This window comes from Sinomonas sp. T428B (assembly GCF_056780155.1).
Map to the genome: position 1 here is coordinate 667,519 of NZ_JBRAZR010000001.1, position 24,106 is coordinate 691,624.

Consider the following 24,106-nt stretch of genomic DNA (forward strand, 5'->3'; position numbering starts at 1 on the left):
GGCTAGCCTAGCCGCGCGTGCGTGGCCGGGGACGCCGGCGGGGGCCCGCCGGCAGTTCGCCTTTCGCCGTCAAGTGCTCTTCAAGCGCGCTTGATGGCCGGAAGCGGACTGCTCGTCGCGCGGCCACGCGAGGGCGGCGGGGTCAGTCGAGGGGGAAGGCCACTCCCTCGCCGATGACCCTGAGCGCGAGGTCCATGCCCGCCCTGGCCATGGCCGCGTTCCAGTGGCGGATCGTGATGACCTCGCCGCCGCCGGGGATGCGGGGATCCGCGGGGCGTTCGGGGAGCTTGATCCGCACCGACGACTCCGGGCCGAAGTAGTCCCAGTCGAGCACCGTGCCGTGGATGTGCGAGTCGGCCGCGATGCGGATCTGCTCGGGCCGCAGCATGAGCTGGACGCGGCCCTGCGCGGGCGGGCGGCGCACGGGGATCGCCCCGAGCGAGCACATCGCGAGCGAGCCCTCGAGCCAGGCCTCGAGGATCACGGCGTCGCCGAGGAACTCGGCCGTCGCACGGTCGGCAGGCCGGGTGTAGACGACGAACGGGTTGCCGATCTGCGCGAGCCGGCCGCCGCGCATGACGGCGACCTGGTCGGCGAAGGAGAGCGCCTCGGCCTGGTCGTGGGTCACGAGGATCGTCGTCACGCCAGCGTGGGCGAGGACCTTGCCGATCGCCCGCCGGGTCGCGACCCGTAGGCCCGCGTCGAGGGCGGAGAACGGCTCGTCGAGGAGCATGACCTCGGGCTCGCGGGCCATGGCCCGGGCGAGGGCGATGCGCTGCTGCTGGCCGCCGGAGAGCTCGTGCGGTCGGCGCCGGGAGTACGAGCCGTCGAGCGCCACCATGTGCAGGAGCTCCTCGACGCGCGTGGCGACGGCGCGCCGCCCCCGGTACCGGGCGCCGTCGAGCCCGAAGGCGACGTTCTGCCCCACCGAGAGGTGCGGGAACAGCGCGCCGTCCTGCGCGACGTAGCCGATGTTGCGCCGGTGCGCCGGGACCCACGTGCCGCCGGCGACCTCGCGGCCGTCGAGGAGGATCCGGCCCGCGTCCGGGGCCTCGAAGCCCGCGATGAGGCGCAGGAGCGTCGTCTTGCCGGACCCGCTCGGGCCGACGATCGCCGTCGTGCCCCCGCGCGCGACCGAGAGGTTGATGCCCTTGAGCACCTGCTGGCCACCGAAGGACTTGGTGACGTCCTCGATCTCGAAATGGTGGTCTGCCGTCTCGGCGATCTCGGGTGCGATCCGGGGCTCGGGCAGGCGGGCCGCGGCGATCGGGGTGGGGCTCTGCTCGGTCACTGTCCGGCCGCTTTCTTGGACTGCTGGAACAAGAGGTATGTCATGGGCGCCGAGAGCGCGATCATGAGGATCGCGTAGGGGGCCGCGCCCATGTAGTCGATCTCGCTCGAGAGGCTCCAGAACTCGGTCGCGAGCGTCTTGGTGCCGATCGGCGAGAGCAGGAGCGTCGCGGTGAGCTCGTTGACGACGGCGAGGAACACCAGCGCGGCGCCGCCGGCTGCCGCGGGGGCCGCGAGCCGGAGGGTGACGCGCGCGAACGCGAGCAGCGGCGGTGTGCCGAGGGCCTGGGCCGCCTCCTCGAGCTCGCGGGGAGCCTGGGCGAGGCCCGCGCGCAGGTTCACGAGGGCGCGCGGGAGGAACAGGAGCACGTACGCCGCCACGAGCAGGCCCGTCGTCTGGTACACCCCGGGGACGGAGCGCAGCGACACCGTGACCAGCGCGAGGGCCACGACGATGCCCGGCAGCGCGCTCGTCACATAGTTGGCCAGCTCGAGGCCGCGACTCAGCCGGCCCGGGTAGCGCACGGCGAGGAAGGCGATCGGGAACGCGACGGCGGTCGCCGCCAGGGCCCCGAGCAGCCCGAGCCACAGGCTCGAGCCGAGGGCCCGGCCGAGCTCCGCCGTCTGCCAGATCCCGGCGCCGCCCGCGAGGGCCCACCGGCCCACGATCCACAGCGGGACGCCGACGGCGAGGCCCCCGACGGCGGCGAGGGCCGCCTGTGCGGGCACGTGCCACGCGCCCAGCGCGAGCCTCGTCGGGACGGCCTGGGCGCCCGAGCCGAGGCGGGCGTATCGGGCGCTTCCGCGGATGCGGGCCTCGACGAGCAGGAGGCCCAGGCACGCGGCCACGAGGACGCTCGCGAGCATGTTCCCGGCGGTGCCGTTGAAGGTCGAGCGGTACTGCTCCATGATCGCCGTCGTGAACGTGTCGAAGCGGATCATCGCGAAGGCGCCGTACTCGGCGAGCAGGTGCAGCGCCACGAGCAGCGCCCCGCCCGAGACGGCGATCCGCAGCTGCGGCAGCACGACCCGGAGGAACACGGCCCACGGGCCGAGCCCGAGCGAGGCCGCCGACTGCTCGATTGCCGGGTCGAGCCGGGCGAGGGTCGCGGCCGCGGGGATGTACACGAGCGGGTAGTAGGAGAGCGTCGCGATGAGGACGCCGGAGAGGACGCCCTCGAGGCTCGGGACCGCGGAGACCCACGCGTAGGAGTTCACGAACGCCGGGATCGCGAGCGGCGCGGCGAGCACGACCGCCCAGACCCTGCTCCCGCGCAGTGCGGTCCGCTCGACGAGCCACGCGCCGCCGACGCCCAGCAGGATGCACAGCGGGACCGTGAGCGCCATGAGCGCGAGCGTGTTGCCGAGGAGCTCGCCCGTGCGCGGCCGCAGGATGAGCGCGACGGCGGTGTCCCACCCGGTCGCGACCGTCATCGCGACGATGAAGCCGAGCGGGACGAGGGAGGCCGCCGCGACGAGGCACGCGACGAGCACGACCCCGACCGGCGGTCGTGACTGCTGCGGGCGTGACTGCGGCGGCCGCGCCTGCTGTGGTCGCGCCTGCGGCGGGCGGGGGCGCCTGCCCCCACCCGCCGTCGTGCGCGCCCCGCCCGCCTGCCGTGGAGCGGCAGGCGGGGCGGCGGCTGGAACTGGGTCCACGGTCTAGAGCAGCCCGGCCTCGGTCATGAGCTCGGTGACCTTGGCGGAGTTGAGCTTGGCCGGATCGACCGCGGGGGCCTGCAGCTCGGCGAGCGGGACGAGCTTGGGGTTCGACGGCGCGCCGGTCGCGACGGCGTACTCGAACGAGGTGCCCTTCTCGAGGATCTCCTGGCCCTTCTTGCCGGTGATGAACTTCAGCAGGGCCTGGGCCTGCTCCTGCTTGTGGGAGGACTTGAGCACGCCGCCGCCGGAGACGGAGACGAACGCGCCCGGGTCCTGGTTCCGGAAGTAGTGCGTGCCCACGTTCGTGGAGTTCTCGCCGGTCTTCGCCTGGTCGCCGTAGTAGTAGTAGTGGTAGATGACCGCGCCCTCGACCTCGCCGGAGTTGACGGCCTTCATGGCGGTGACGTTGCCCTTGTAGGGCTTCGCGTTCTCCTTCATGCCCGCGAGCCACTCCTTCGCGGCGGCCTCGCCCTTGAGCTCGAGGAGCGCCGAGACGATGGCCTGGAAGTCCGCGCCCGACGGCGAGGCGGCCCAGCGGCCCTTCCACTCGGGGTTCTGCAGGTCCACGAGGGACTTCGGCAGCTCCGCCTCGGTGAGCTTGGTCTTGTCGTAGACGAACACCGTGGAGCGCGCGGCGATGCCGGTCCACTTGTTGGTCGAGGGCCGGTATTCGGCGGGCACCTGCGCGATGGTCGCGGCGTCGATGTCGGCGAACAGGCCCGCGTTCTCGACCTGGGTCATGGCCGGGGAGTTCTCCGTGAGGAAGACGTCCGCCGGCGAGTTGGCGCCCTCCTGGATGATCTGGTTGGACATCTCCGTGTCCGAGCCCTGGCGGTAGGTGACCTTGATGCCCGTCTCGGCCGTGAACGCCTCGATCCACTCCTTCGTGAGGGACTCGTGCTGGGCGTTGTACACGATCAGGGCGTTGGGGTCCTCGGCGGGCTGCTGGCTCTGGGGCGAGCCTGCGCACGCGGAGAGGCCGAGGGCGGCGGCTGCCGCCAGCGCGATGCTGGCGAGGGCTCGGGGGCGGAACGTCATGGTGGTCTCTCTTCCTGGTGGCCGCCGCGTTCACCAAAGGTTAGCCACACCTAAGTGGCGGCAGATCTGGCCGCCATTCTGACCGAAACCGCCTCAAATAGGCAATTGGCGCATGCTCTATTTCTCGGCGTTGCGGGAATCGCGCGCGATCTGGTGCGCGAACTCGAGCACCATCCAGGCCTGAAGCTGCGTGGACAGCTCGACCCGTGCGCCCGGCGGGTAGGCCGCCGCGGCCGGCTGGCCCGGGTGCATGGGGAATGTGAGAAGTCTCCGGCCGCGCGGGTCCGGCCGCTCCTCGGCCCCTTGCCAGATGGCCTCGGCTGTGCCGACGACGAGCCGCGCCGCCTCGTCGCGCGCAGGCGCCCGGAGCCCGCCGTGCGCCACGGCGACCGTGAGGTAGCGGGCGAGGATGCCCATGAAGAGCCCGCCGTCGCCGTCGCCGTTGGCATGGAGCGCGCGCACGACGCCGCCGGGGGCCTGGGCGCCGCCGGCTGCGGCGCCGTCGTGCGCGCCGCGGTGCAGCCGCACCTCGGCAGTGAGGCCGCGCCCGACCGCGGCGATGAGCGCCTCGGCGCGGGCGAGGTTGGCCTCGCCGCCGAGCTCGAGGAGGGCGCCCAGCACGGGTCCCTGGTTGTACGTCCAGACGTCCCGCACGAGGTCCACGGCACCGCCCGGGCCGATCCGCAGTCCGTCGAGGTAGAGGCCGAGGTCCGGATCGAAGAGCCGGGCCCCGAGCCAGTCGACGAGCCGCTGGGCACGCCCGCGCTCCCCGGCGCGGGCGAAGAAGAGGGCGGCCGGGGCCGTCGCGGGGGTGTTCTTGAAGTCGCGCTGGGTGTTCCAGAAGAGCCCGCCGTCGAGGTCGGCCGTGTCCGCGGAGGCGAGCTGACGGCCGAGGACGCGCGCGGCCGTGCGCGCGGCCCGCAGGCCCCGCCTGCGCACGCGTTCGCTGAGCGCCTCGGCGCGGCCGGCGGCGAGGGCGAGCCACGCCATGTCGTCGTAGTAGGCGTTCTGGAAGCGGAAGGCGTTCCGCAGGCGGATCGTGCGCAGGAGCCGGCGGGCGAGCGCCAGCTCCCGCGGCTCCCGCGCCTCCGTTGCGGGGTCACCTCCCAACGTTGCGGGGTCACGTCCCTGCGTTGCGGGGTCACCGAGCCGACGCCACGAGGCGTCCACGAGGCAGTCGAGGTAGTGCGCCTGCCACCAGTAGTGCCACGGCCCGCCGCGGGCAGGGGCCGGACGGGCGGTCCGGGCGAGCCACGTGCCCGGGACGAACCCGAAGAGGCGGCCGCCATAGCCGGCGTTGACGCTGTCGGCCGCCGCCTGGGCGCGCCGGGCCCACTCGGCCGCGCTGGTCTGGACTCCGGGGGCCTGATCCATGCCCGCCAGCCTACTGACGTGGACCAGCCCCGTGACGCATCCACCGCCGCTGGCTAGGATGGCCCCAGTTAGCGCTGATTAACTCACAGGGGGAGCGATGGAGCTTCAGGGAACGACTGCGCTCGTCACCGGCGGCGCCTCGGGGCTCGGCGCGGCGACGGCGCGGCGGCTCCACGCGGGCGGCGCGGCAGTCGTCGTCGTGGACCTGCCCGGCAGCGCGGGGAGCGAGCTCGCGGCCGAGCTGGGGGAGCGGGCCGCGTTCGCGCCTGCGGACGTGACGGACGAGGAGCAGGTGCGCGCCGCCGTCGTGCGCGCCGGTCAGCTCGGGCCGCTGCGCGTCGTCGTCAACTGCGCGGGGATCGCCACGCCGGGGAAGGTACTGGGGCGCGAGGGCGTGCTCGAGCTCGGGCAGTTCGAGCGCGTCGTGCGGGTCAACCTCGTCGGGACGTTCAACGTCGTCCGGCTCGCGGCCGAGGCCATGGCCGCCACCGAGCCCGTCGAGACGGAGCTCGGCGGGCCCGAGCGCGGCGTCATCGTCAACACCGCCTCGGTCGCGGCGTTCGACGGGCAGATCGGCCAGTCCGCGTACGCGGCGTCCAAGGGCGGCGTGCACGCGATGACCCTGCCGCTCGCACGCGAGCTCGCCCGGCACCTCATCCGCGTCGTGACCATCGCCCCAGGCGTCTTCGAGACCCCCATGATGGCCGGGCTGCCCGCCGAGGCGCAGGAGTCCCTCGGGAAGCAGGTCCCGCACCCGTCGCGGCTCGGCCGGCCTCAGGAGTATGCGGCCCTCGTCGCGCACATCGTGGACAACGCGATGCTCAACGGCGAGACGATCCGGCTCGACGGCGCCATCCGGATGGCACCGCGGTAACGGCGCGGGCCACCGTCGGCGCACTGCCCGCCGCCTACTCAGACGTCGAGCGCGATCGCGCGAGACCTACACCGGGTTCGGCAGCTTCTCCCCGGCCTCGACGGCGAGGTCGAGCGAGTTCCCCTTGACAGGCATCGGGCACGTGCCGAAGGGCGTGAACGCGCTCGGGTAGTTGATGGCCCGGTTGAAGTCCACGATGACCGTCCCGTCCGGCCGGGGCGCGGCAGTCGTGACCTTGCGCCATTCGTCGGTGCTCTGGCCGTTCGTCTCGTCGTGGAATGTGATCGTCAGGTCCTTCATGCGGCCTTGCTCGGCCTGGAGCCGGTATTCGTGCCCGTGCCGATGGAACACCACCTCGCCGGCGGTGACATGCACGCCGTCGACGAGCGGGTTCGCCGTCGAGATCGGCACCTTGTGGGGCTCGGGGTACGGCTCCCACCGGGCCTCGACGACCCACTCGGGGGCGTAGTCGAAGACCGGAACCCCGCGGAACTCGGTCAGCGTGGGGGACTGGGAGTCGCGCGTGCGGATCGCGTAGGAGCCACCGCGCATCACGAGCTCGACGACGATCGTCCCGTACCGCACCCAGTTCAGCGACTCCTCGTTGTCCAGGTGCGCGGCGAAGGTCCCGTCCACGGGGTCGCCCTCCTCGACGAAGATGAGCCCCTCGTCGGCCCGCGCCGTGAGCACGGCCGTCTCGAGCCCCGTGGACTCGTCCGTGTGCCACAGGCCCGGCACGAACTCCATGCGGGAGGGCTCGGGCGTGAGCCACTGGAGGGAGGTCAGGGAGAGCCAGCCGTGCTCCTCGGCGAGGGCGTTGTTGCGGTTCTCGCGGAAGCGCTGCCAGCGGGCGAGCTGAGAATCCTCGGTCATGCTCCGACAATGCCACGCGTGCCGGGGGTATTCCCAGACCCTGAGGGCTACTTCCGCAGCCGGGCCCGCGCCCGGAGGTAGGCCTCCATGAGCCGCGGGACCACGACGTACACCGCGAGCGGGACCACGACGAGCGTGAGCCCGAGCGCGCGCAGCACCGGGTGCCAGCCCTCCATGACCGGGCCGAGGGCCCACAGGCCGAGCGCCACGAGCGGGAAGATCGCAAGCCACGTCACGAGCGCGCGCTCATGCACGCTGGGCAGCCGCGGCGCCGTGGGGCTCGCCGCGGACGACGGCGCGGGGGCGGCGGAGGGGGCGGCGTCGGTCGGGTTCGGGGCGAGGTCCTGGGAAGTCATCACGAGAGTCCCCAACCCGCCCGCAGACGGTTCTGTTCCCGGGGCGCCTACGCGTGCCGCGTCTCGAGCACCGCGACCATGCCGAACGCCCCCAGCACAGTCCCGGTGACGCGGTCGATCCACGTCCGGAACTGTGCCCCGTTGAGCCACTTGGAGAAGAACTGCGCAGCTGAGACGATCGCGGCGAACCACACGATCGCCTCGAGGTTGCTCACGACCGTCAGCGCCAGGCCCATGAGCACGGGCGGGACGCCCGGGACGAGGAACTGCGGGATCACGGCGATGCAGAACATCCCGTACTTCGGATTCAGGAGGTTCGAGACGAAGCCTTTGACCCACGTCCGCCGCAGCGGCTCGAGGCTGTGGTGCGCCAGGACGCCCGGCGGCAGGTCGGCGTCGTCCTTCGCGAAGGAGGCGCGCCACAGGCCCACCCCGAGCCACACCATGTACGCGGCGCCGGCAAGGCGCACGGCGTCGTAGGCGACGGTCGAGACGGTCAGGAGGGCCGAGACGCCCGTCGCGGCCGCGGCGCCCCACACGAACGCCCCCGTGATCATCCCGAGCGCCGCCGTGTACGCGTGCCGGCGGCCCTGGCTGAGGGTGTAGCGCAGCACGAGCGCCGTGTCGGTCCCGGGGATGACGGTGATGAGCGCGGCGATGGCGGCGAAGCCGAGGAGGGAGTCCGTCAGGGTCACCGTCCAAGGATACGGTGGGCCCATGCCGAGCTACCGCGCCGTCCTGCAGATCACCGGCCTGCGCCCGGGGAACGCCCCCGAGCGGGTCATGGAGGCGGCGAAGGAGGCCGTCGGCTCGCTGCACCTCGTCGAGGCGGACCGCCTCGACGTCGTCCGCGGGGTCCCCCAGATCACCGTGCGGTACCTCGTCGAGGCGGCGAACGACGACGACGAGCTCGCCGCAGCCCGCACGGCAGCCCTCGTGATGCAGGACGCCGTCGAGGACGTCGCCACGACCGGGCGGCTCCAGGTGCTGCGCAGGCGCCGCGGAGCCTGGGTGCCCGTGTAGGCGCGAAGCAGCGAGGGCCGTACGAAACTGCATCACTCGAGGGCCTTGTCGGCGGTTTCGGGGGCCAGACGGCCCCGACTTGTGCAGTTTCGCGCGCTACTCAGCGGCCTCGCTGCCGAGCGGCCGCTGGCGGTCCCGGCGCCGGCGGTGCCGCGCCGCCGCGACGGCCGCGATGCACAGGCCCACGGTGAGGCCGATGCCCGCCCCGATCGCCCCGCTCGCCCAGAAAGGGAGGCCCGTCGCATGGCCCGTCACGAAGCCCAGCCCCACGTGCCAGGCAGCCCACAGGAGCCCGCCGACCGCGGCGCTCGCCGCGAAGCCGCGCAGCGGCACCTCGGCGATTCCCGCCGTCGCGCTCGTGGCCAGCCGGCCCCCGGGGAGGAAGCGCGCGCCGATGATCGCCCCGTAGGTCGAGGACCTGCCGAAGCGCTCGACGGCGTCGTGGATCGTCTTGTGCGTGCGCCGGCCCCAGCCGGTCCGGTCCAGGAGGCCGGTGAGACGGCGCCGGAACACGAGGTAGACGCCGAGATCGGAGAGCCAGGACCCCACGGCCGCGACCGCGACGAGCAGGACGGGGTGGGCCCGGCCCTCCGCGGCGATCGTCCCGGCGGTGATGAGCGCGATCTCCGAGGGCACGGGCGGGAGGAAGCCGTCGAGCACGATGATCGGGAGCAGCCACGCGAACAGCCAGGGGCCCGTGAGGTCCGCCGCGACGTCGGGTCCCATGGCCGCGGCTCAGCCCAGCTCGTTGAACGCTGTGCGGAACGCGGCCGCCATCTCGGCGCCGAAGAGCACGAACTCGACGAGCTCGAGCGGTCCAGGCTCGGCGGAGTGCACCGTCCCGATCGCGGTCTCCGCGACGACCCGGCGGTCCCAGCCGTAGATGCCGGCGGAGATCGCGGGGAACGCGATCGAGGTGGCGCCGAGGTCCCGGGCCACCCGGAGGCTCTCCGCGAAGCACGAGGCGAGGAGGGAATGGTCCCGCTCGCCCGCGTGCCAGTTGGGGCCGACCGTGTGGATGACCCACCGCGCGGGGAGCCGGAAGCCCGGGGTCGCGACGGCGGCTCCCACCGGCAGCCCGTCCGGCAGCTCGGTGCGGCGGAGCTCGCGGCACGCCTCGAGCAGCTCGGGCCCGGCGGCCCGGTGGATGGCGCCGTCCACGCCGCCGCCGCCCAGGAGCGAGGAGTTGGCGGCGTTCACGATCGCGTCGACCCCCCGCGTGGTGATGTCCCCTTCGACGATCTCGATGCGCATGGAACCAGTGTGCGGCACGGGTCAGGCCGGCGGGGCCTCCTGGAGCTCGAGCCGGCTCCGGAACTCTGTCTCGGCGCCCGTGAGCGGGTCGCGGAACCGGATCCCGCGGGCCAGGAGCTGGAGCGGGCGCGCGTAGTCATCGGGGGCCTTGTCCAGGAGCACGGGGTAGAACGGGTCGTGCATGATCCCGGCCCCGAGCCCGGCCATGTGCACACGCAGCTGGTGCGTCTTGCCCGTGTGCGGCTCGAGCCGGAACAGCGCCCGTGGCGCGTCCCCCGGCCCGCCCACGCGCTCGAGCGTCACCCGCGTCTCCGCGTTCGGCTCCCCATCCACGACCGAGGCGAGCAGGTAGTCGCGCCGCTTCTCCATGCGGTTGCGCACGACGACGGGCGAGGAGAACCGCTCGACCGCCCACCCGGCATCGTGCGCGCCACCCGCCGGATCCAAGGCCGAGACGCACTCGTACTCCTTCTCCACGGCGCGCCGCTCGAAGAGCACCTGGTACCGCCCCCGCGTCGCCGGGTTGACCGAGAACAGCAGCACCCCGGCGGTCATGCGGTCGAGGCGGTGCATGGGGATCAGGTCCGGCAGGTTCAGGGCGTTCCGCAGCCGCACGAGCGCCGACTCCTGGATGTAGGTCCCGCCCGGGGTCGTGGGCAGGAAGTGCGGCTTGTCCACGACGAGCACGTGCTCGTCCCGGTGCAGGATGGCGAGCTCGACCGGCAGGCGCTCCTCCTCGGGGAGCGTGCGGTAGTACCAGATGAAGGTGTGCTCGGACAGGGGCGTGCCGCGGTGCAGCGGCGAGCCGTCGGCGGCGACGATCTCCCCGCCGTCGAACCTCTCAAGGATCCCCTCCGGGTCGATGTGCCCCCAGCGGTCGAGCATGTAGTCCAGCGCCGTGTCCCAGCCGTGCGCGGGCAGGCGCAGGCGCGTGGCGTTGACGCCGTCGCGCACGGGCAGGGGGGATTTCATCACCCCTCTAGGGTACGGGGCGGGCCCGCCAGCATGCGGACACCCGGCGCGGGGCGCGAGGGGCTCCGGTATCCTCATTCGCTGGAAACTAGTAGTCCGGCTCACAGTATCCAGCGCCGCATACGAGCCCCTCACCCGCTGGAGTCGCCATGCCCGCGCCCGCCGATGCCCCAGAAGCCGCCGCCGACGCCGACCCGAGAGAACGGGCCGACGCGGCAGCCCCCGCCGCGGCGCCCGCGGCAGAGCTCCGGGCCGACGTCCGCCGCGTCTCGACCCTCCTGGGCGAGTCCCTCGTGCGCCAGCACGGCCCCGAGCTCCTGCGGCTCGTCGAGGAGGTCCGGCTCCTGACCAAGGAGTCGAAGGAGGCCGCGCGGGGCGGCGCGGGCGCGCTCGGGCCGTGGAACGCGGCCGACGTCGCGCAGCAGGTCCGCGAGCTGCTCGCCTCCCTGCCGCTCGACGAGGCGACCGAGCTCGTGCGCGCCTTCGCGTTCTACTTCCACCTCGCGAACGCCGCCGAGCAGCTGCACCGCGTGCGGGAGCTCGGCGGCCGGCCGGAGGACTCGGCCTGGCTCGCCTCCGCGGTGCGGGACATCGCCGAGCAGGTGGGCCCCGAGGGGCTCCAGCACGCCGTCGACCGCCTCGACGTCCGCCCCGTGTTCACCGCGCACCCGACCGAGGCCTCGCGCCGCTCGGTGCTGGACAAGCTGCGCGCGATCTCCCGGACGCTCGCGGTGCCGTCGGCCGAGGGCTCGACCCTGCGCCGCCGCCAGGACCGGCACCTGGCCGAGCTCATCGACCAGATGTGGCAGACGGACGAGCTGCGGCAGGTCCGTCCCGCCCCGATCGACGAGGCGCGGAACGCCATCTACTACCTCGGCGAGATCCTCACCGGGGCCATGCCCGACGTCCTCGACGAGCTCTCGGGCCTGCTCGCGGAGCACGGCGTGGCCCTGCCCGAGGACCGGGCTCCGCTGCGCTTCGGCTCGTGGATCGGCGGGGACCGGGACGGCAACCCGAACGTCACCCCGGAGGTCACGCGCGAGATCCTGGCGCTGCAGAACCAGGCCGCGGTGCGCATCGCCGTCGGCCTCATCGACGAGCTCATCAGCACGCTCTCCAACTCGACGGCGCTCGCGGGGGTCGAGCCCGAGCTCGAGGAGTCCATCCGCGTGGACCTCGAGAAGCTCCCCGGCCTCGACCGGCGCATCCTCGAGCTCAACGCCCAGGAGCCCTACCGGCTCAAGCTCACGTGCATCAAGGCCAAGCTGCTCAACACCGGCCGCCGCGCCGCCGCCGGCACCCCGCACGAGCCCGGCCGCGACTACGTCAACCAGGACCAGCTCGGGGCGGACCTCGCCGTCCTCGAGCGCTCCCTGCGCACCCATGCCCCGCTCGCGGCCGACGGCGTGCTGGCCACCACCCGCCGCGTCCTCGCCTCGTTCGGGCTGCACCTCGCGACGCTCGACATCCGCGAGCACGCGGACTACCACCACGAGGCCGTCGGGCTCCTGCTCGACCCGCTCGGCGAGCTGTCCCGGCCCTACACCGAGCTCCCGCGCGCCGAGCGGCGCCGCGTCCTGGCCCAGGAGCTCGGCTCCCGCCGCCCGCTCTCCGGCCACCCCGTCGAGCTGCCCGGCCACGCCGGCCGCGTGTACGAGACGATGCGCGTGATCCGGCAGGCCCGCCGCGTCTACGGCCCGGACGTCATTGAGACCTACATCGTGTCCATGACCCGCGGCGCGGACGATGTCCTCGCCCCCGCGCTCCTGGCCCGCGAGGCCGGGCTCGTGCGGCTCTACGGCGAGGCGCCGTACGCGCACGTGGGCTTCGCGCCGCTCCTGGAGACCGTCGAGGAGCTGCGCGCCTCGGCGGAGATCATCGACCAGCTGCTCTCGGAGCCGGCGTACCGCGAGATCGTGCGCCTGCGCGGGGATGTGCAGGAGGTCATGCTCGGCTACTCGGACTCGAACAAGGAGTCCGGCGTGCTCACGAGCCAGTGGGAGATCCACAAGACCCAGCGCAAGCTGCGCGACGTCGCCGCCCGCCACGGCGTGCGGCTGCGCCTCTTCCACGGCCGCGGCGGCTCGGTGGGCCGCGGCGGCGGCCCGACCTACGACGCGATCCTGGCCCAGCCCAACGGCGTCCTCGAGGGCGAGATCAAGTTCACCGAGCAGGGCGAGGTGATCAGCGACAAGTACTCGCTGCCCGAGCTCGCGCGGGAGAACCTCGAGCTCTCGCTCGCCGCCGTCATGCGCGCCTCGGCCCTGCACGTCGCCCCGCGCACGACCGTCGACGAGCGAGAGCGCTACTCCGAGGTCATGGACCTCATCTCGGACGCGGCGTTCGCGCGGTACCGGAGCCTCATCGACGATCCGGACCTGCCGGCCTACTTCGTGGCCTCGACCCCGGTCGAGCAGCTCGGCCAGCTCAACATCGGCTCGCGACCGTCCAAGCGTCCCGACTCGGGCGCGGGCCTCGAGGGCCTGCGCGCCATCCCGTGGGTGTTCGGCTGGACCCAGTCGCGGCAGATCGTCCCGGGCTGGTTCGGCGTCGGCTCCGGCCTCCGGGCCGCGCGGGAGGCGGGCAAGGAGGCCGAGCTGCGCGAGATCGCCGAGCGCTGGCACTTCTTCCGCTCGGTGATCTCCAACGTCGAGATGACGCTGGCCAAGACAGACCTCGAGATCGCCTCGCACTACGTCTCGACGCTCGTGCCGCCGGCCCTGCACCACGTGTTCGAGGCCATCCGGGCGGAGTACGAGCTGACGGTGGCCGAGGTCGAGTGGCTCACGGGCGAGTCCGAGCTCCTCGACGCGGCGCCGACGCTCAAGCGCACCCTCGAGATCCGGGACCAGTACCTCGACCCGATCAGCTATCTGCAGGTGGAGCTCTTGCGCAGGATTCGCGAGGAGGGTTCAGCGAGCGAGCCCGAGATGGCCGAGAGCCTTCAGCGGGCGCTCCTCATCACGATCAACGGCGTCGCGGCCGGCCTGCGCAACACGGGGTAGACGGGGCCCCGGGGCTCGCCAGCTGCCCCTGCCTGGGTAATGCTGGAAGCACCGGGGCCGCGCCCGGCGGCCCCCGAGCGGAAAGGGGAAGACCAATGTCAGAGCTGACCAAGTGGTTCGACAGCCGCCGCACGCCGTTCGAGCTGCTCGAGCGGCTCTTCGAGGGCGAGGCCTCGAGCGCGGCGATCAAGGTCGAGGAGGTCCGGGAGGGCGACACCCTCGTGGTCAGGGCGGAACTGCCCGGCATTGATCCGGAGAAGGACGTCGATGTGAGCGTCGCGAACGGCGCGCTGCACCTCCGGGCGGAGCGACAGGAGCGCGCAGAGCAGAAGGGGAAGGACTCCTACCGGACGGAGTTCCGCTATGGCTCCTTCTCGCGCACCCTCCCGCTCCCCGAGGGCGCCACGGCGGACGATGTCACCGCGACCTACAGGGATGGCGTCCTCGAGGTCCGGGTTCCTGTCCCCGCCCAGCCGAGCCCGCCGCCGTCGTCCAAGATCCAGGTGACCCGGGGCTGACGGAAGGACGACGCCGGGTGCCCGGCCCACGCGGGGCGGGCACCCGGCGTCGTGCGTGCCAGGAACCCGAAGGGGCGGCGAGATCCGCGCCCGAGACGCCAGGGCGTCAGGCGCGGTGGAGCCCGTTCGGCCGGAAGGTGGCCCTCCGTCTGGGCGAGCGCCCGGCGGCACCCGTGAGGTGCCGGCCCGCGGCTGCGAGCCACACCGGCCATGCGAGGTACGCCACGCCCGCGGCGGCACCGCCGGCGGTGAAGAGCGCCGTGCGCAGGGCCGGTGCGCCTGAGGCGGCGTATCCCACCCCGAGGACCGGCAGCGCGGCGAGCATGCCGACGCCGATCGCGCGCCCCGCAAGGGCGAGCCGGCGCGGGTACGCGGGGCTCGAGGCGAGCTTGTGGTTTGCCGCGGCGAGCCACGCTGCCTGGCTGACGATGCCGACCATGGAGACCGCCGTCGACGGCGCATACTCGATGAGGTGCGCCGAGAGCAGAACGCCGCTCGCGGCCGCGGCGGCCGAGCCGGCGGCAACCCCCGCCAGGGCAGCCCGGCTCCCGGGGCCGTCCCCGAGCCGCCGGTGCACTTGGACGATCGCCGGGATCGAGGCCGCGAAGAAGAGCCCGCCCGTGAGGTCGTTGATGCCCCCGAAGACATACGGGCCGTTGCGCGGAACCTCGACGGCGAACATGACCGCGAGGGCTGCCGAGGCGACGGCGCCGAGACCCGCGGCGGTGTAGGCGGCGACTCCGGCGGGCAGGTCCCCGTCGAGATGGCCGAGTTCGAGGTCCTGACTGGCGCCCATGGCTGCCTCCCGCGGATGCGCTGCGGCTGGGCCGCCGACGCGGCGGCTGCCCTCAGGGTACGACCGCGGGGGTTCGAACAGGAGTCCCCTTCCGAATCACTTAGCGTTCTTGACAAAAAGATTTTTCGGTCCGACCCTCGAAGCGTGCAGGACGTCCTGGTGATCGAGGATGCGGCAGCCGCCGCCGCGAGTCTTGACCCGCTCAGGGCGAGGCTCCTGCGGGAGCTGGCCACGCCGTCGTCCGCCGCCGGCCTCGCCGCCAGGGTGGGCCTGCCGCGGCAGAAGGTCAACTACCACCTGCGCTCGCTCGAGGAGCACGGGCTCGTGGCGCTCGTCGAGGAGCGGCGCAAGGGCAACGTCATGGAGCGCGTGCTGCAGGCGACGGCGGCGTCCTACGTCATCTCGCCGGCCGCGCTCGCCGCGGTCCAGCCGGACCCCGCGCACCTGCGGGACAGGTTCAGCGCGTACTGGCTCCTCGCGCTGGCCTCGCGGATGGTGCGCGAGGTCGGCCGGCTCATCGCGGGCGCCGTCGCGGTGCGGCAGCAGCTCGCGACATTCGCGGTCGACGGCGAGATCGCCTTCGCGTCCGCGGCGTCGCGGGCGGCGTTTGCCGAGGAGCTCGGCGCCGAGGTGGCCAGGCTCGCCGCGAAGTACCACGACGCGGGGGCGCCGGGCGCGCGCAGGCACCGCCTCGTCGTCGCCCTCCACCCGAGCCTCAAGGAGGACTCCGGCGCAGCCGAGAGGCCAGTAGAGACAGCTGCCGAGAAGCCTGTAGAGAAGCCCGCCGAGAAGGAGGTCGAGCCATGACCGAGAACGAGACCCCGCAGAACCACCCGTTCGAGATCGTCCAGGACACGGTGCTGCGCGCATCGCCCGAGCGGATCTGGAGTGCCATCACGGAGGGCACGGCCGCGTGGATGTACCCCTTCCAGGAGCGCTACCCGCACGAGCGGATCGCCGAGGACTACCCGACGCGGCTCGTCCAGCGGATGGAAGGCCCGGAGGGCTGGTACAACCAGCTCGAGCACGTCCTCATCCCGGGCCCGGACGGGACGCACCTGCACTACGTGCACTCGGGCGTGCTCACCGACGACTGGGAGCGGCAGTACGACGGCGCCGTGAAGCACACGCGGTTCTATCTCCACACGCTCGGGGAGTACCTCGAGCACTTCGACGGACGGGCCGTCGCGTTCGGTGAGGCGTTGGGGCCCGACGGCGCGACCTCGGCGGACGCCTTCACCCGGCTCCTCACGGCGCTCGGGCTAGAGGGCGCGATGCCCGGGGAGAAGCGCGACCTCGACCTGCCCGGTCTGGGCCTCTCGGAGGCCACGGTGGACTACCTCGACGAGAACTTCCTCGGCCTGCGCACCGAAACGGCCCTCGTGCGGGTGTTCGGGCGCAACGCGTTCGGCGACCGCGTGGGCCTGACCGTCCACGACTTCTCGCTCGGCACCGGCTCCGACGCCGAGCGGCGGGAGCGCGCCGCCCAGCACGAGGCGGCGTGGGGAAAGTACCTCGAGGGCCTCTACGCCTAACCCCTCTCGCGCGGCTGGCAGCTCGGGCAGAACCAGATGTCCCGCTCGCGCGTGTCCCCGAGCCGGGCCCCCGTGCCCTCGGTGGGCTCGGCGAGCGTCGCGTGCTGGATCCGGGTCCGGCAGCGCAGGCACGGCTGGCCCGTGCGGCCGTACACCCACGTGCCGTTCCGGGGGCCGAAGCCGCCCACCGTGTTGCGGGGCCGGGACTTGTTGGCCTCGAGCAGCCGCTTGGCGGTCGCGACCATGCCCGGCAGGTCCCGGACCGCTGCGACCGGGTCGGCGGGGTGGACCCGGCCGAGGAAGCACAGCTCGCAGCGGTAGACGTTGCCGATCCCGGCGAGGTTGCGCTGGTCGAGGAGGGCCTGGCCGATCGCGCGGTCGGGCTGCGCGCGCAGGTTCGCCTCGGCGAGGGCAGGGTCCCAATCGGGTCCAAGCAAGTCCGGGCCGAGGTGCCCGACGACGCCGCCCTCCTCCTCAGTCGCGATGACCTCGAGCGTGCCGAGGGAGAAACCGACGGCGCTCGTGCCGTCCTCGGCCGTGAGCACCGCCCGGGCCGTGTGGGCCGGCTTCCGCCACCGCTCGCCGCGGGCATAGACCTGCCAGGTGCCCTCCATCTTGAGGTGCGAGTGGACACTCAGGGCCTCCCCGTCCGGGCCGGCCAGGCGATGGAGGAGGTGCTTGCCGCGCGAGACGACCTCGAGCACCGTCCACCCGGCCACGTCCAGGGTCGCAAACGCGGGGACGCGGAAGTCCGATGCGGCCAGGACCTTCCCGGCCAGGGCGGCGTGCATGCGGGCCGCCTCGTTCCAGACGTTGTCCCCCTCAGGCACGGATCCGGACCCCCCGCGGCGTCGAGTAGGCCCCCGCGTCCGTCAGGGCGCGGGCGAGCGGGGTGTCCAGGAGGTCGTGGCCGTTGACCTTCTCCATCGCGAGCTTGTCCACCGCCCCGGAGCGCACGACCCCGACGAGTGCGGCCGCAGCAGGGCGGAGCACCTCGTCGTCGTCCGTGAAGGCGAGCAGGGTCTTGCCGCCGCGCTCGACGTACAGGGCCAGGGCGCCGTCGACCGTCACGACGAGGGCGCCCGCCTTGCGGCCGGGCCGGTGCCCCGTGGCCGCGCCCGGGACCTCAGGCCACGCGAGGGCCGCGCCGTACGGGTTCGCCGGGTCCGTGGCGGCGAGGGCGAGGGGCTCCCGCGGCGGTTCGGCGCCGAGGGTCTCGTCCCGCGAGAAGGAGCGCAGCCGGTCCACGGTCGCCGGGACCGCGAACTGCGCGGCGCCGAGCCGGTCGACGAAGTAGCCGCGGCGGCACTTGCCGGCCTCCTCGAGCCGGGTGAGGACCTTGTAGAGCAGCCCGAAGCCGCCGGGGACCTCCTCGGCCATGACCGAGCCCCGGGTCAGGACCCCGTAGCGGTCCATGAGGAGCTCGGCGTACGCGTGCGCCTTGACCGTCGGGTCGAGGGGGGCCCGCGGGACCGCGGACCAGCGGCCGGCGGCAAGCGGGGGCGCGGCGGTCGAGGGCGCGTCGAAGCCGTGGCCCGAGACGGCCCCGAGCCGGCCGAGCCGCGGGAGGCGGCCGCCCCGGACCGAGCCGTAGCCGCCGCCGTAGGACCGCGCGCGGGGCGTCCGGGCCGGCTGCCGGTGCGCCGTGCGGCCGCCGTCGAGCAGCGCGCGGACGGGGGCGAACGTGTCCCCGGTGACGCGCCCGGCCCAGACGAGGTCCCACAGGACCTGCACCGCCGCCTGGTCGGAGAGGACGGCGTCCATCCCGCCGGCCTGCTCGGCGAGCTGGCGGAAGAAGTACCCGCCGCCGCCGGCGAGGAAGTCCAGCACGCGCTGCTGGGCGTCGTCGGGCGCGAACTCCTCGTCAGGGGAGAGGGTCAGCGCCGCCGACTCCGCGACGTGCAGGCTGATCCACCCGTCGTTGCCGGGGAGGGCGCCGGCCCCGGTCCACAGGACCTCGCCGCTGGCCATGAGCTCGTCGAGCAGCGCGGGCGTGTAGTCCTGCACGCGCGAGCGCAGGATGAGCGGCTCCCACGCGCTCGCCGGGACCGGCACCCCGGCGAGCTGGTCGACGGCAGTCAGCACGCCGTCGTGCCCCTTGAGCGCCGCCCCGCCCCGCCGCGCTCCCCGGCCCGCAGCGGCCGGGCCGACGTCCCCCACGTGCTGCCAGGCGGCGAGGAACCGCGCGAAGGCGGGCTGGTCCACGGGCTCGACGTCGGCCCGCAGCGCGGCGAGCGACCGCCGGCGGATCTTCCGCAGGACCTCGGCGTCGCACCACTCCTCGCGGTGGACGGTTGCCTTCGGCGCTGTCGTCGCTTCTGCTGCTTCTGTCGCCTCCGCGGCTCCACCGGAGTGGGGGCCGCCGCTTGCTGTCGGTTCACCTTCGGCGTCTGGGCCACGGCTCGCAGTCGGCTCGCCTTGGTCTCGTGGCAGCTCGGGTGAGCTGGCCGGGCGGAAGGTTCCCTCGATGACCCTGCTGTCCGCCGCGAGGCGCCTGAGGGTCGTGTGGACGACGACGACTCCGAGCCCCAGCCGCGCCGCCGCCTCGCCTGCCGTGAAGGGGCCATGCGTGCGCGCGTATCGGCCGACGAGGTCCCCGAGCGGGTCGGCGACCGGCTCGAGGAACGCGATGGGAACCCCAATCGGCAGGGGAACGCCAAGGGCATCCCGCAGCCGGGAGGCATCCTCGATCGCGGCATACCGCTCGATTCCCCCAAGAGAAACAAGAAGGGCGCGGCGGGACGCCACCAGCTCCTCAAGGTGACCCGCGACGTCGGCGAGGTGCGCGCGGAGCCGCGCATCGCCGTCGTCAACGAGCCGTGCGGCAACTTCCTCGACGGACAAGGGCCCCAAGAGGCGCAGCAAGTCTGCCGCGCCCTCGAGGCCCTTGAGCTTGCGGTCCTCGGCCAGTCGCTGCAGCTCGCGCTCGGTCTGCTCGATGACCTTCGCGTCGAGGAGCTCGCTGAGCTCAGCGCGGCCCAGGAGCTCGTTCAGGAGCGTCGAGTCGAGCGAGAGGGCGGCCGCCCGGCGCTCGGCCAGGGGCGAGTCGCCCTCGTAGAGGAACTGAGCGACGTAGCCGAAGAGCAGGGAGCGGGCGAACGGCGAGGGCTGCTGCGTGGTCGTCTCGACGAGGCGCAGCTCGCGGCGCTGCACGGCCGCGGCGACGTCGCGCAGGGCCGGGAGGTCGTAGACGTCCTGGAGGCACTCGCGCACCGCCTCGAGGATGATCGGGAACTGCGGGAACTTCTTGGCGACGTCGAGCAGCTGCGACGCGCGCTGGCGCTGCTGCCAGAGGGGCTGGCGCCTGGCCGGGTTCTGCCGGGGCAGCAGGAGGGCGCGGGCGGCGCATTCGCGGAAGCGGGCCGCGAACAGCGCCGAGCCGCCGACCTCCTCCGTGACGATCCCGTCGAGCTCCTCGGGCTCGAAGACGAACAGCTCGGCGCCGGGCGGCTCGTCCTCCATCATCGGCACGCGCAGGACGATCCCGTCGTCGGCCGCCATGGCCGAGCCGTCGAGCCCGTACCGCTCGCTCAGGCGGCGCCCGACGGCGAGGGCCCACGGGGCGTGCACGGGCATCCCGAAGGGGGAGTGCAGCACGACCCGCCAGTCCCCGAGCTCGTCCTGGAAGCGCTCGACGACGAGCGTCCGGTCGCTCGGGACCACCGAGGTGGCCTGCTGCTGCTCGTCCAGGTACTGCAGGAGGTTGCCCGCGGCGAACGCGTCAAGTCCCGCCGCCTCGATCCTCTCCAAAGCGCGCTCGCGGTCCGCGCCGGAGACCTCTCGCTGGAACGCGCCGAGGGCGCGGCCGAGCTCGACCGGCCGCCCCACGCCGTCGCCCTTCCAGAACGGCAGCTTGCCCGGCTGGCCGAAGGCGGGGGAGACGAGCACGCGGTCGTGGGTGATGTCCTCGATCTTCCAGCTCGTGGCCCCGAGCGCGAACACGTCCCCGACGCGCGACTCGTAGACCATCTCCTCGTCGAGCTCGCCCACGCGCCGGCCGCCGCGGGTGCCCTCCTCCGAGCCGACGATGTAGACGCCGAAGAGCCCGCGGTCCGGGATCGTGCCGCCGCTCGTGACGGCGAGCCGCTGCGCGCCGGGCCGGCCCTCGATGACCCCCTCGGTGCGGTCCCACACAATGCGTGGGCGCAGCTCGGCGAACTCGTCGGAGGGGTACTTGCCCGAGAGGAGGTCGAGGGTCGCATCGAACGCCGAGCGGGGCAGGGTCGCGAACGGCGCGGCGCGGCGGACGACGTCGAACCATTCCTCGACGTCGACCGGTCCGAGCGCCGTGGCCGCGACGGTCTGCTGCGCGAGGATGTCGAGCGGGTTCGCCGGGATGCGCAGGGGCTCGATCCGGCCGGCCAGCATGCGCTCGACCGTGATGGCCGTGTGCACGAGGTCCGCGCGGTGCTTGGGGAACAGCACGCCCTGCGAGACCTCGCCGACCTGGTGGCCCGCGCGGCCCACGCGCTGGAGGCCCGAAGCGACCGAGGGCGGCGACTCGACCTGGACCACGAGGTCCACGAGGCCCATGTCGATGCCGAGCTCGAGGCTCGACGTGGCCACGACGCAGCGCAGCCGGCCGGACTTGAGGTCGTCCTCGATCTGGGCCCGCTGCTCCTTGGACACCGAGCCGTGGTGCGCGCGGGCCAGGACGGGCTCGGCCCCCGAGGTCTGCCCGGCCTGGGCCATCATCTCGGCGGGCGTGCGCTTGGCGACCGCGGCCGCGGCCACACCGGCGGCGGCGCCCGCCGTCGTGAGCCCGCGCTCCTCGGGCAGCGGCTCGTCCCACACGCTCGGCTGCATCCGCTCGGAGTAGATCTCGTTGAGCCGGCCCGTGAGCCGCTCGGCAAGCCGGCGCGAGTTGGAGAACACGATCGTCGAGCGGTTCTCGAGGACGAGGTCCACGATCTTCTCCTCGACGTGCGGCCAGATCGACGCCTGCGGCTGCAGGCCCGATGCCGGGCCGGAGTCGTGCGCGGCGGCCGCGCCCTGAAGGTCGCTCATGTCCTCGACCGGGACGGTGACGGTGAGCTCCCACGTCTTGGCCGCGGGCGGGGCGACGATCTCGCACGGGGCCTGGCCCGCGAGGAACTGCGCGACGAGCGCGCGCGGCTCGACGGTCGCGGAGAGCCCGATCCGCTGGGCCGGGCGGGGCAGGAGCGCGTCGAGCCGCTCGAGCGAGACCGCGAGGTGCGCGCCGCGCTTGGTCCCCGCGACGGCATGCACCTCGTCCACGATCACCGTCTCGACGCCCGCGAGGGTGTCCCGTGCCTGGGACGTGAGCATGAGGTAGAGGGACTCCGGCGTCGTGATGAGGATGTCCGGCGGGTTGGCCAGGAGCGCCCGCCGGTCCGAGGCGCTCGTGTCCCCCGAGCGGACGCCCACGCTCACGTCGGGGGCGGGCAGGCCGAGCCGCCGCGCCGTCTGCGAGATGCCGATGAGGGGCGCGCGCAGGTTCCGCTCGACGTCGACGCCGAGCGCCTTGAGCGGGGAGATGTAGAGGACCTTGGTGCGGTCCTTGGGCGGCCGACGGCGCCGCCTCCCGCCCTCCTGCGTCTCGCCCGCCGCCGTGCTCGGCGGCAGGGATGCGGCATCCAGGCCCGGCAGGGCGCCGTCGTCCTCGCTGCCCCGAGCCTCCGGTGCCGGCCGATTCTCCCGGTGAGGACCGCCGTCGTGCCGCATGAGCCGGTCGAGGGACCACAGGAACGCCGCGAGCGTCTTGCCCGAGCCCGTCGGCGCGACGACGAGGGCGTGCCTGCCGGAGGACACGGCCTCCCAGGCCCCCGCCTGCGCGGGGGTCGGGGCCCGGAAGGCGCCGAGGAACCACTCCCGGGTCGGAGCGCCGAAGCGCTCCATGACCGCGGCGTCCCCGCTCCCTCCGGTGGGCGTCCTCTCCGTCACGCGTCCATCATCCCCCACCCCGCCGACAGTCCTCGCGGGGGCGTCGGAGGATCAGGGCGCTGCGGCGCCCAGCGGGTCAGGCCGGCTGGAAGGCGCGCAGCGTGAGCAGGTGGATGTCCTCGTTGCTGCACGCCGTCAAGGCGGCCGGGATGAACAGCGAGCCGTAGTCCTCCGGCGGGTAGACCCGCAACCCGGCCGCCTCGACGACGGTGCAGTTCGCGTAGTTCGCGGCCTGGGCGAGCCCGAAGTCGGCCGCGCCGCTCTGCCCGGGCGCGAGGACGATCGGCACGACGGGCGCGGCCGCGTCCCGGTCCGCGGGCGCGCCGATAGGGGCGCCCTCCGGCCCGGCCGTGAGGGAGAGCCCCGCGAAGCCCTCGAGGAGGCACGGGGTCTGCGAGACGTTCTTGAGCGCGACCTTCTGGTACACGGTTCCGGCCGCGCCGCCCGAGCCGGGCTGGATGCTTCCCTCGAGCTGAGTCGAGAGGCAGCGGGCCAGACCCCCCGAGGCCGTCGGGGATGCGGTCGTCTCGGCCGGCGTGCCCGACGGCGTAGGGCTTGCGCTCGCGCTGGTGGGCGACGGCGACGCCGTGGTCGGGGAGGGCGACGAGGTGGTTCCCGTGGAAGTGCCCTGGCCGCATCCGGCGAGCCCGGCGACGAGCAGGAGCGGTGCGAGGCCGGCTGCGGCCCTGGGCAGGAGAGTCATAGTCCCACCATTCACTCCCGTCACACCTGCGTCAAGACTCCGGCCCCTCACCAGCCCGGAGGTCGGGGGCAGGGCAGCTGCCCCCAACCTGGGCTGCGGGTCAGGCCCCGCGCGAGCGCGTGCGGTAGAGGGCGGCCCCGCCGAGGCCGAGGCCCGCGAGGCCCGCCCCGAGCCCGATCCAGCCCGCGGCCGCGGAGCCGCCGTCGGTCGCGACGGCGGCCTCGGTTCCGGCGGCCCCGGTGCCAGTGGTCCCGGTGCCGGCCATCCCGGAAGCGGCGCCGTGCGCGCCGTGCCCGGAGCCGCCGTCGGACGCCGCCGTCACTGCGACCGAGGGGGCCGGGGAGTCCAGCGAATGGGCGTCCTGGCCCTGGGCCGGGATCTGGGCCCAGTCCGTCTTGCCCTCGGCGCACGTCTGCAGCGTCGGGAAGTACAGGGTCTTGCCCGCCGCATCCTCCGGCAGCTTGACCGAGAGCACGAGCGCGTCGCGCAGATGGGCATCCAGCGGCGTCTTGGCCGTGTAGACGATGGATCCGGTGCGCTCGGTGATCCGGGACCCATCGGGGAGGGTCTGGGGGGTCGCGAGCTTCTCGGTCACCTTCTCGACGTCCCAGTTGGGATTGACCGTGGGGGTCGCGTCGGTGAGCTCGGCCGGGAGCGAGATCGTGACCTTGGTCGTGGGGCTCGCGCCGCAGCCGTGGGGGACCCCGAAGCTCAGCAGGGCGTAGCCGCCGGCCTCGGTCGTGGAGGGGTCGATGCCGACGTGGGCCGAGGCCGCCCCGGCTCCGGCGAGCAGGAGGCCCGCGGCGAGGGCGGCGGGGGCCGCGAGACGGGCTGCCTTCCGCACAGGGGAGGGGGCAGGGGAGAGGGAGGTGTTCTTCACAGCAGGGCCTTTCGCGGCGCGTCACAGGGCGCGCCAGAGGAAGAGAGGG

Annotated in this window: 21 protein-coding genes; 6 read left to right on the plus strand and 15 right to left on the minus strand. The window is 73.6% G+C overall.

Annotated features, from left to right (window positions below; all coding sequences use genetic code 11):
- Positions 1 to 142 precede the first annotated feature (142 nt).
- From ACUYMY_RS03165 to ACUYMY_RS03180, 4 genes are all read right to left on the minus strand, one after another.
- Positions 143 to 1,252 (minus strand): ABC transporter ATP-binding protein, encoded by a 1,110-nt coding sequence (locus ACUYMY_RS03165; protein WP_481704938.1) that lies wholly within the window; start codon positions 1,250 to 1,252, stop codon positions 143 to 145.
- A gap of 35 nt (positions 1,253 to 1,287) precedes the next feature.
- Positions 1,288 to 2,724, minus strand: a complete 1,437-nt coding sequence (locus ACUYMY_RS03170; RefSeq protein WP_481704940.1) for an ABC transporter permease — start codon at positions 2,722 to 2,724, stop codon at positions 1,288 to 1,290.
- 228 nt (positions 2,725 to 2,952) lie between these two features.
- Entirely contained in the window at positions 2,953 to 3,990 is a 1,038-nt protein-coding gene (locus ACUYMY_RS03175) for an iron ABC transporter substrate-binding protein (protein ID WP_481702192.1), read from the minus strand.
- A gap of 117 nt (positions 3,991 to 4,107) precedes the next feature.
- Complete coding sequence (locus ACUYMY_RS03180; RefSeq protein WP_481702193.1) at positions 4,108 to 5,364, minus strand: glycoside hydrolase family 76 protein; 1,257 nt, start codon at positions 5,362 to 5,364, stop codon at positions 4,108 to 4,110.
- A gap of 97 nt (positions 5,365 to 5,461) precedes the next feature.
- Between ACUYMY_RS03180 and ACUYMY_RS03185 the strand changes: the two genes are divergently transcribed.
- Positions 5,462 to 6,238 carry a 3-hydroxyacyl-CoA dehydrogenase gene (locus ACUYMY_RS03185; RefSeq protein WP_481702194.1) on the plus strand — a complete coding sequence of 259 codons (777 nt, stop codon included), beginning with the start codon at positions 5,462 to 5,464 and terminating at the stop codon, positions 6,236 to 6,238.
- A 66-nt stretch (positions 6,239 to 6,304) separates the two neighbouring features.
- Here ACUYMY_RS03185 and ACUYMY_RS03190 read toward each other — a convergent pair whose 3' ends face one another.
- Genes ACUYMY_RS03190 through ACUYMY_RS03200 form a run of 3 tightly spaced genes read right to left on the minus strand, consistent with a single transcriptional unit; the run spans position 6,305 to position 8,162 of the window.
- Positions 6,305 to 7,111, minus strand: coding sequence for a DUF1684 domain-containing protein (locus tag ACUYMY_RS03190; RefSeq protein WP_481702195.1), 807 nt, complete (start codon positions 7,109 to 7,111; stop codon positions 6,305 to 6,307).
- A 47-nt stretch (positions 7,112 to 7,158) separates the two neighbouring features.
- Positions 7,159 to 7,467, minus strand: a complete 309-nt coding sequence (locus ACUYMY_RS03195; RefSeq protein ID WP_481702196.1) for a hypothetical protein — start codon at positions 7,465 to 7,467, stop codon at positions 7,159 to 7,161.
- Between the two features lie 47 nt (positions 7,468 to 7,514).
- Positions 7,515 to 8,162, minus strand: coding sequence for a LysE family translocator (locus ACUYMY_RS03200; protein WP_481702197.1), 648 nt, complete (start codon positions 8,160 to 8,162; stop codon positions 7,515 to 7,517).
- Between the two features lie 22 nt (positions 8,163 to 8,184).
- Between ACUYMY_RS03200 and ACUYMY_RS03205 the strand changes: the two genes are divergently transcribed.
- Entirely contained in the window at positions 8,185 to 8,490 is a 306-nt protein-coding gene (locus ACUYMY_RS03205) for a hypothetical protein (RefSeq protein ID WP_481702198.1), read from the plus strand.
- Positions 8,491 to 8,586: 96 nt separating this feature from the next.
- Here ACUYMY_RS03205 and ACUYMY_RS03210 read toward each other — a convergent pair whose 3' ends face one another.
- The 3 genes from ACUYMY_RS03210 to ACUYMY_RS03220 are packed head-to-tail and all read right to left on the minus strand — an operon-like array spanning position 8,587 to position 10,716.
- A complete protein-coding gene (locus ACUYMY_RS03210) occupies positions 8,587 to 9,216 on the minus strand; it encodes a DedA family protein (protein ID WP_481702199.1) in 630 nt (209 codons plus the stop codon).
- Positions 9,217 to 9,225: 9 nt separating this feature from the next.
- Complete coding sequence (locus ACUYMY_RS03215; RefSeq protein WP_481702200.1) at positions 9,226 to 9,744, minus strand: O-acetyl-ADP-ribose deacetylase; 519 nt, start codon at positions 9,742 to 9,744, stop codon at positions 9,226 to 9,228.
- 21 nt (positions 9,745 to 9,765) lie between these two features.
- Positions 9,766 to 10,716 (minus strand): pseudouridine synthase, encoded by a 951-nt coding sequence (locus tag ACUYMY_RS03220; protein ID WP_481702201.1) that lies wholly within the window; start codon positions 10,714 to 10,716, stop codon positions 9,766 to 9,768.
- A 149-nt stretch (positions 10,717 to 10,865) separates the two neighbouring features.
- Between ACUYMY_RS03220 and ppc the strand changes: the two genes are divergently transcribed.
- Both ppc and ACUYMY_RS03230 read left to right on the plus strand, forming a co-directional pair.
- Complete coding sequence (gene ppc / locus ACUYMY_RS03225) at positions 10,866 to 13,721, plus strand: phosphoenolpyruvate carboxylase (RefSeq protein WP_481702202.1); 2,856 nt, start codon at positions 10,866 to 10,868, stop codon at positions 13,719 to 13,721.
- Positions 13,722 to 13,816: 95 nt separating this feature from the next.
- Positions 13,817 to 14,239, plus strand: coding sequence for an Hsp20/alpha crystallin family protein (locus ACUYMY_RS03230; protein ID WP_481702203.1), 423 nt, complete (start codon positions 13,817 to 13,819; stop codon positions 14,237 to 14,239).
- A 106-nt stretch (positions 14,240 to 14,345) separates the two neighbouring features.
- Here ACUYMY_RS03230 and ACUYMY_RS03235 read toward each other — a convergent pair whose 3' ends face one another.
- Positions 14,346 to 15,035: a hypothetical protein gene (locus ACUYMY_RS03235; protein ID WP_481702204.1), complete on the minus strand. Its 690-nt coding sequence runs from the start codon at positions 15,033 to 15,035 to the stop codon at positions 14,346 to 14,348.
- A gap of 144 nt (positions 15,036 to 15,179) precedes the next feature.
- Here ACUYMY_RS03235 and ACUYMY_RS03240 point away from each other — a divergent pair, with 144 nt between their 5' ends.
- The gene (locus ACUYMY_RS03240) at positions 15,180 to 15,842 is read left to right on the plus strand and encodes a winged helix-turn-helix domain-containing protein (protein ID WP_481702205.1); all 663 of its coding nucleotides are present in this window, start codon (positions 15,180 to 15,182) and stop codon (positions 15,840 to 15,842) included.
- Complete coding sequence (locus tag ACUYMY_RS03245) at positions 15,839 to 16,570, plus strand: SRPBCC family protein (RefSeq protein WP_481702206.1); 732 nt, start codon at positions 15,839 to 15,841, stop codon at positions 16,568 to 16,570. Before ACUYMY_RS03240 ends, ACUYMY_RS03245 begins: the two co-directional genes overlap by 4 nt.
- On the opposite strand, the gene ACUYMY_RS03250 is transcribed toward ACUYMY_RS03245, so the two are convergent.
- From ACUYMY_RS03250 to ACUYMY_RS03265, 4 genes are all read right to left on the minus strand, one after another.
- On the minus strand, positions 16,567 to 17,400 hold the full coding sequence (locus tag ACUYMY_RS03250) for a DNA-formamidopyrimidine glycosylase family protein (protein ID WP_481702207.1): 834 nt from the start codon (positions 17,398 to 17,400) through the stop codon (positions 16,567 to 16,569). The genes ACUYMY_RS03245 and ACUYMY_RS03250 overlap by 4 nt on opposite strands.
- Positions 17,393 to 22,429 carry an ATP-dependent helicase gene (locus ACUYMY_RS03255; protein WP_481704941.1) on the minus strand — a complete coding sequence of 1,679 codons (5,037 nt, stop codon included), beginning with the start codon at positions 22,427 to 22,429 and terminating at the stop codon, positions 17,393 to 17,395. Before ACUYMY_RS03255 ends, ACUYMY_RS03250 begins: the two co-directional genes overlap by 8 nt.
- Before the next feature lie 121 nt (positions 22,430 to 22,550).
- Entirely contained in the window at positions 22,551 to 23,177 is a 627-nt protein-coding gene (locus ACUYMY_RS03260) for a DUF4232 domain-containing protein (protein ID WP_481702208.1), read from the minus strand.
- Positions 23,178 to 23,277: 100 nt separating this feature from the next.
- Complete coding sequence (locus ACUYMY_RS03265; protein ID WP_481702209.1) at positions 23,278 to 24,057, minus strand: YcnI family copper-binding membrane protein; 780 nt, start codon at positions 24,055 to 24,057, stop codon at positions 23,278 to 23,280.
- Positions 24,058 to 24,106: the final 49 nt, after the last annotated feature.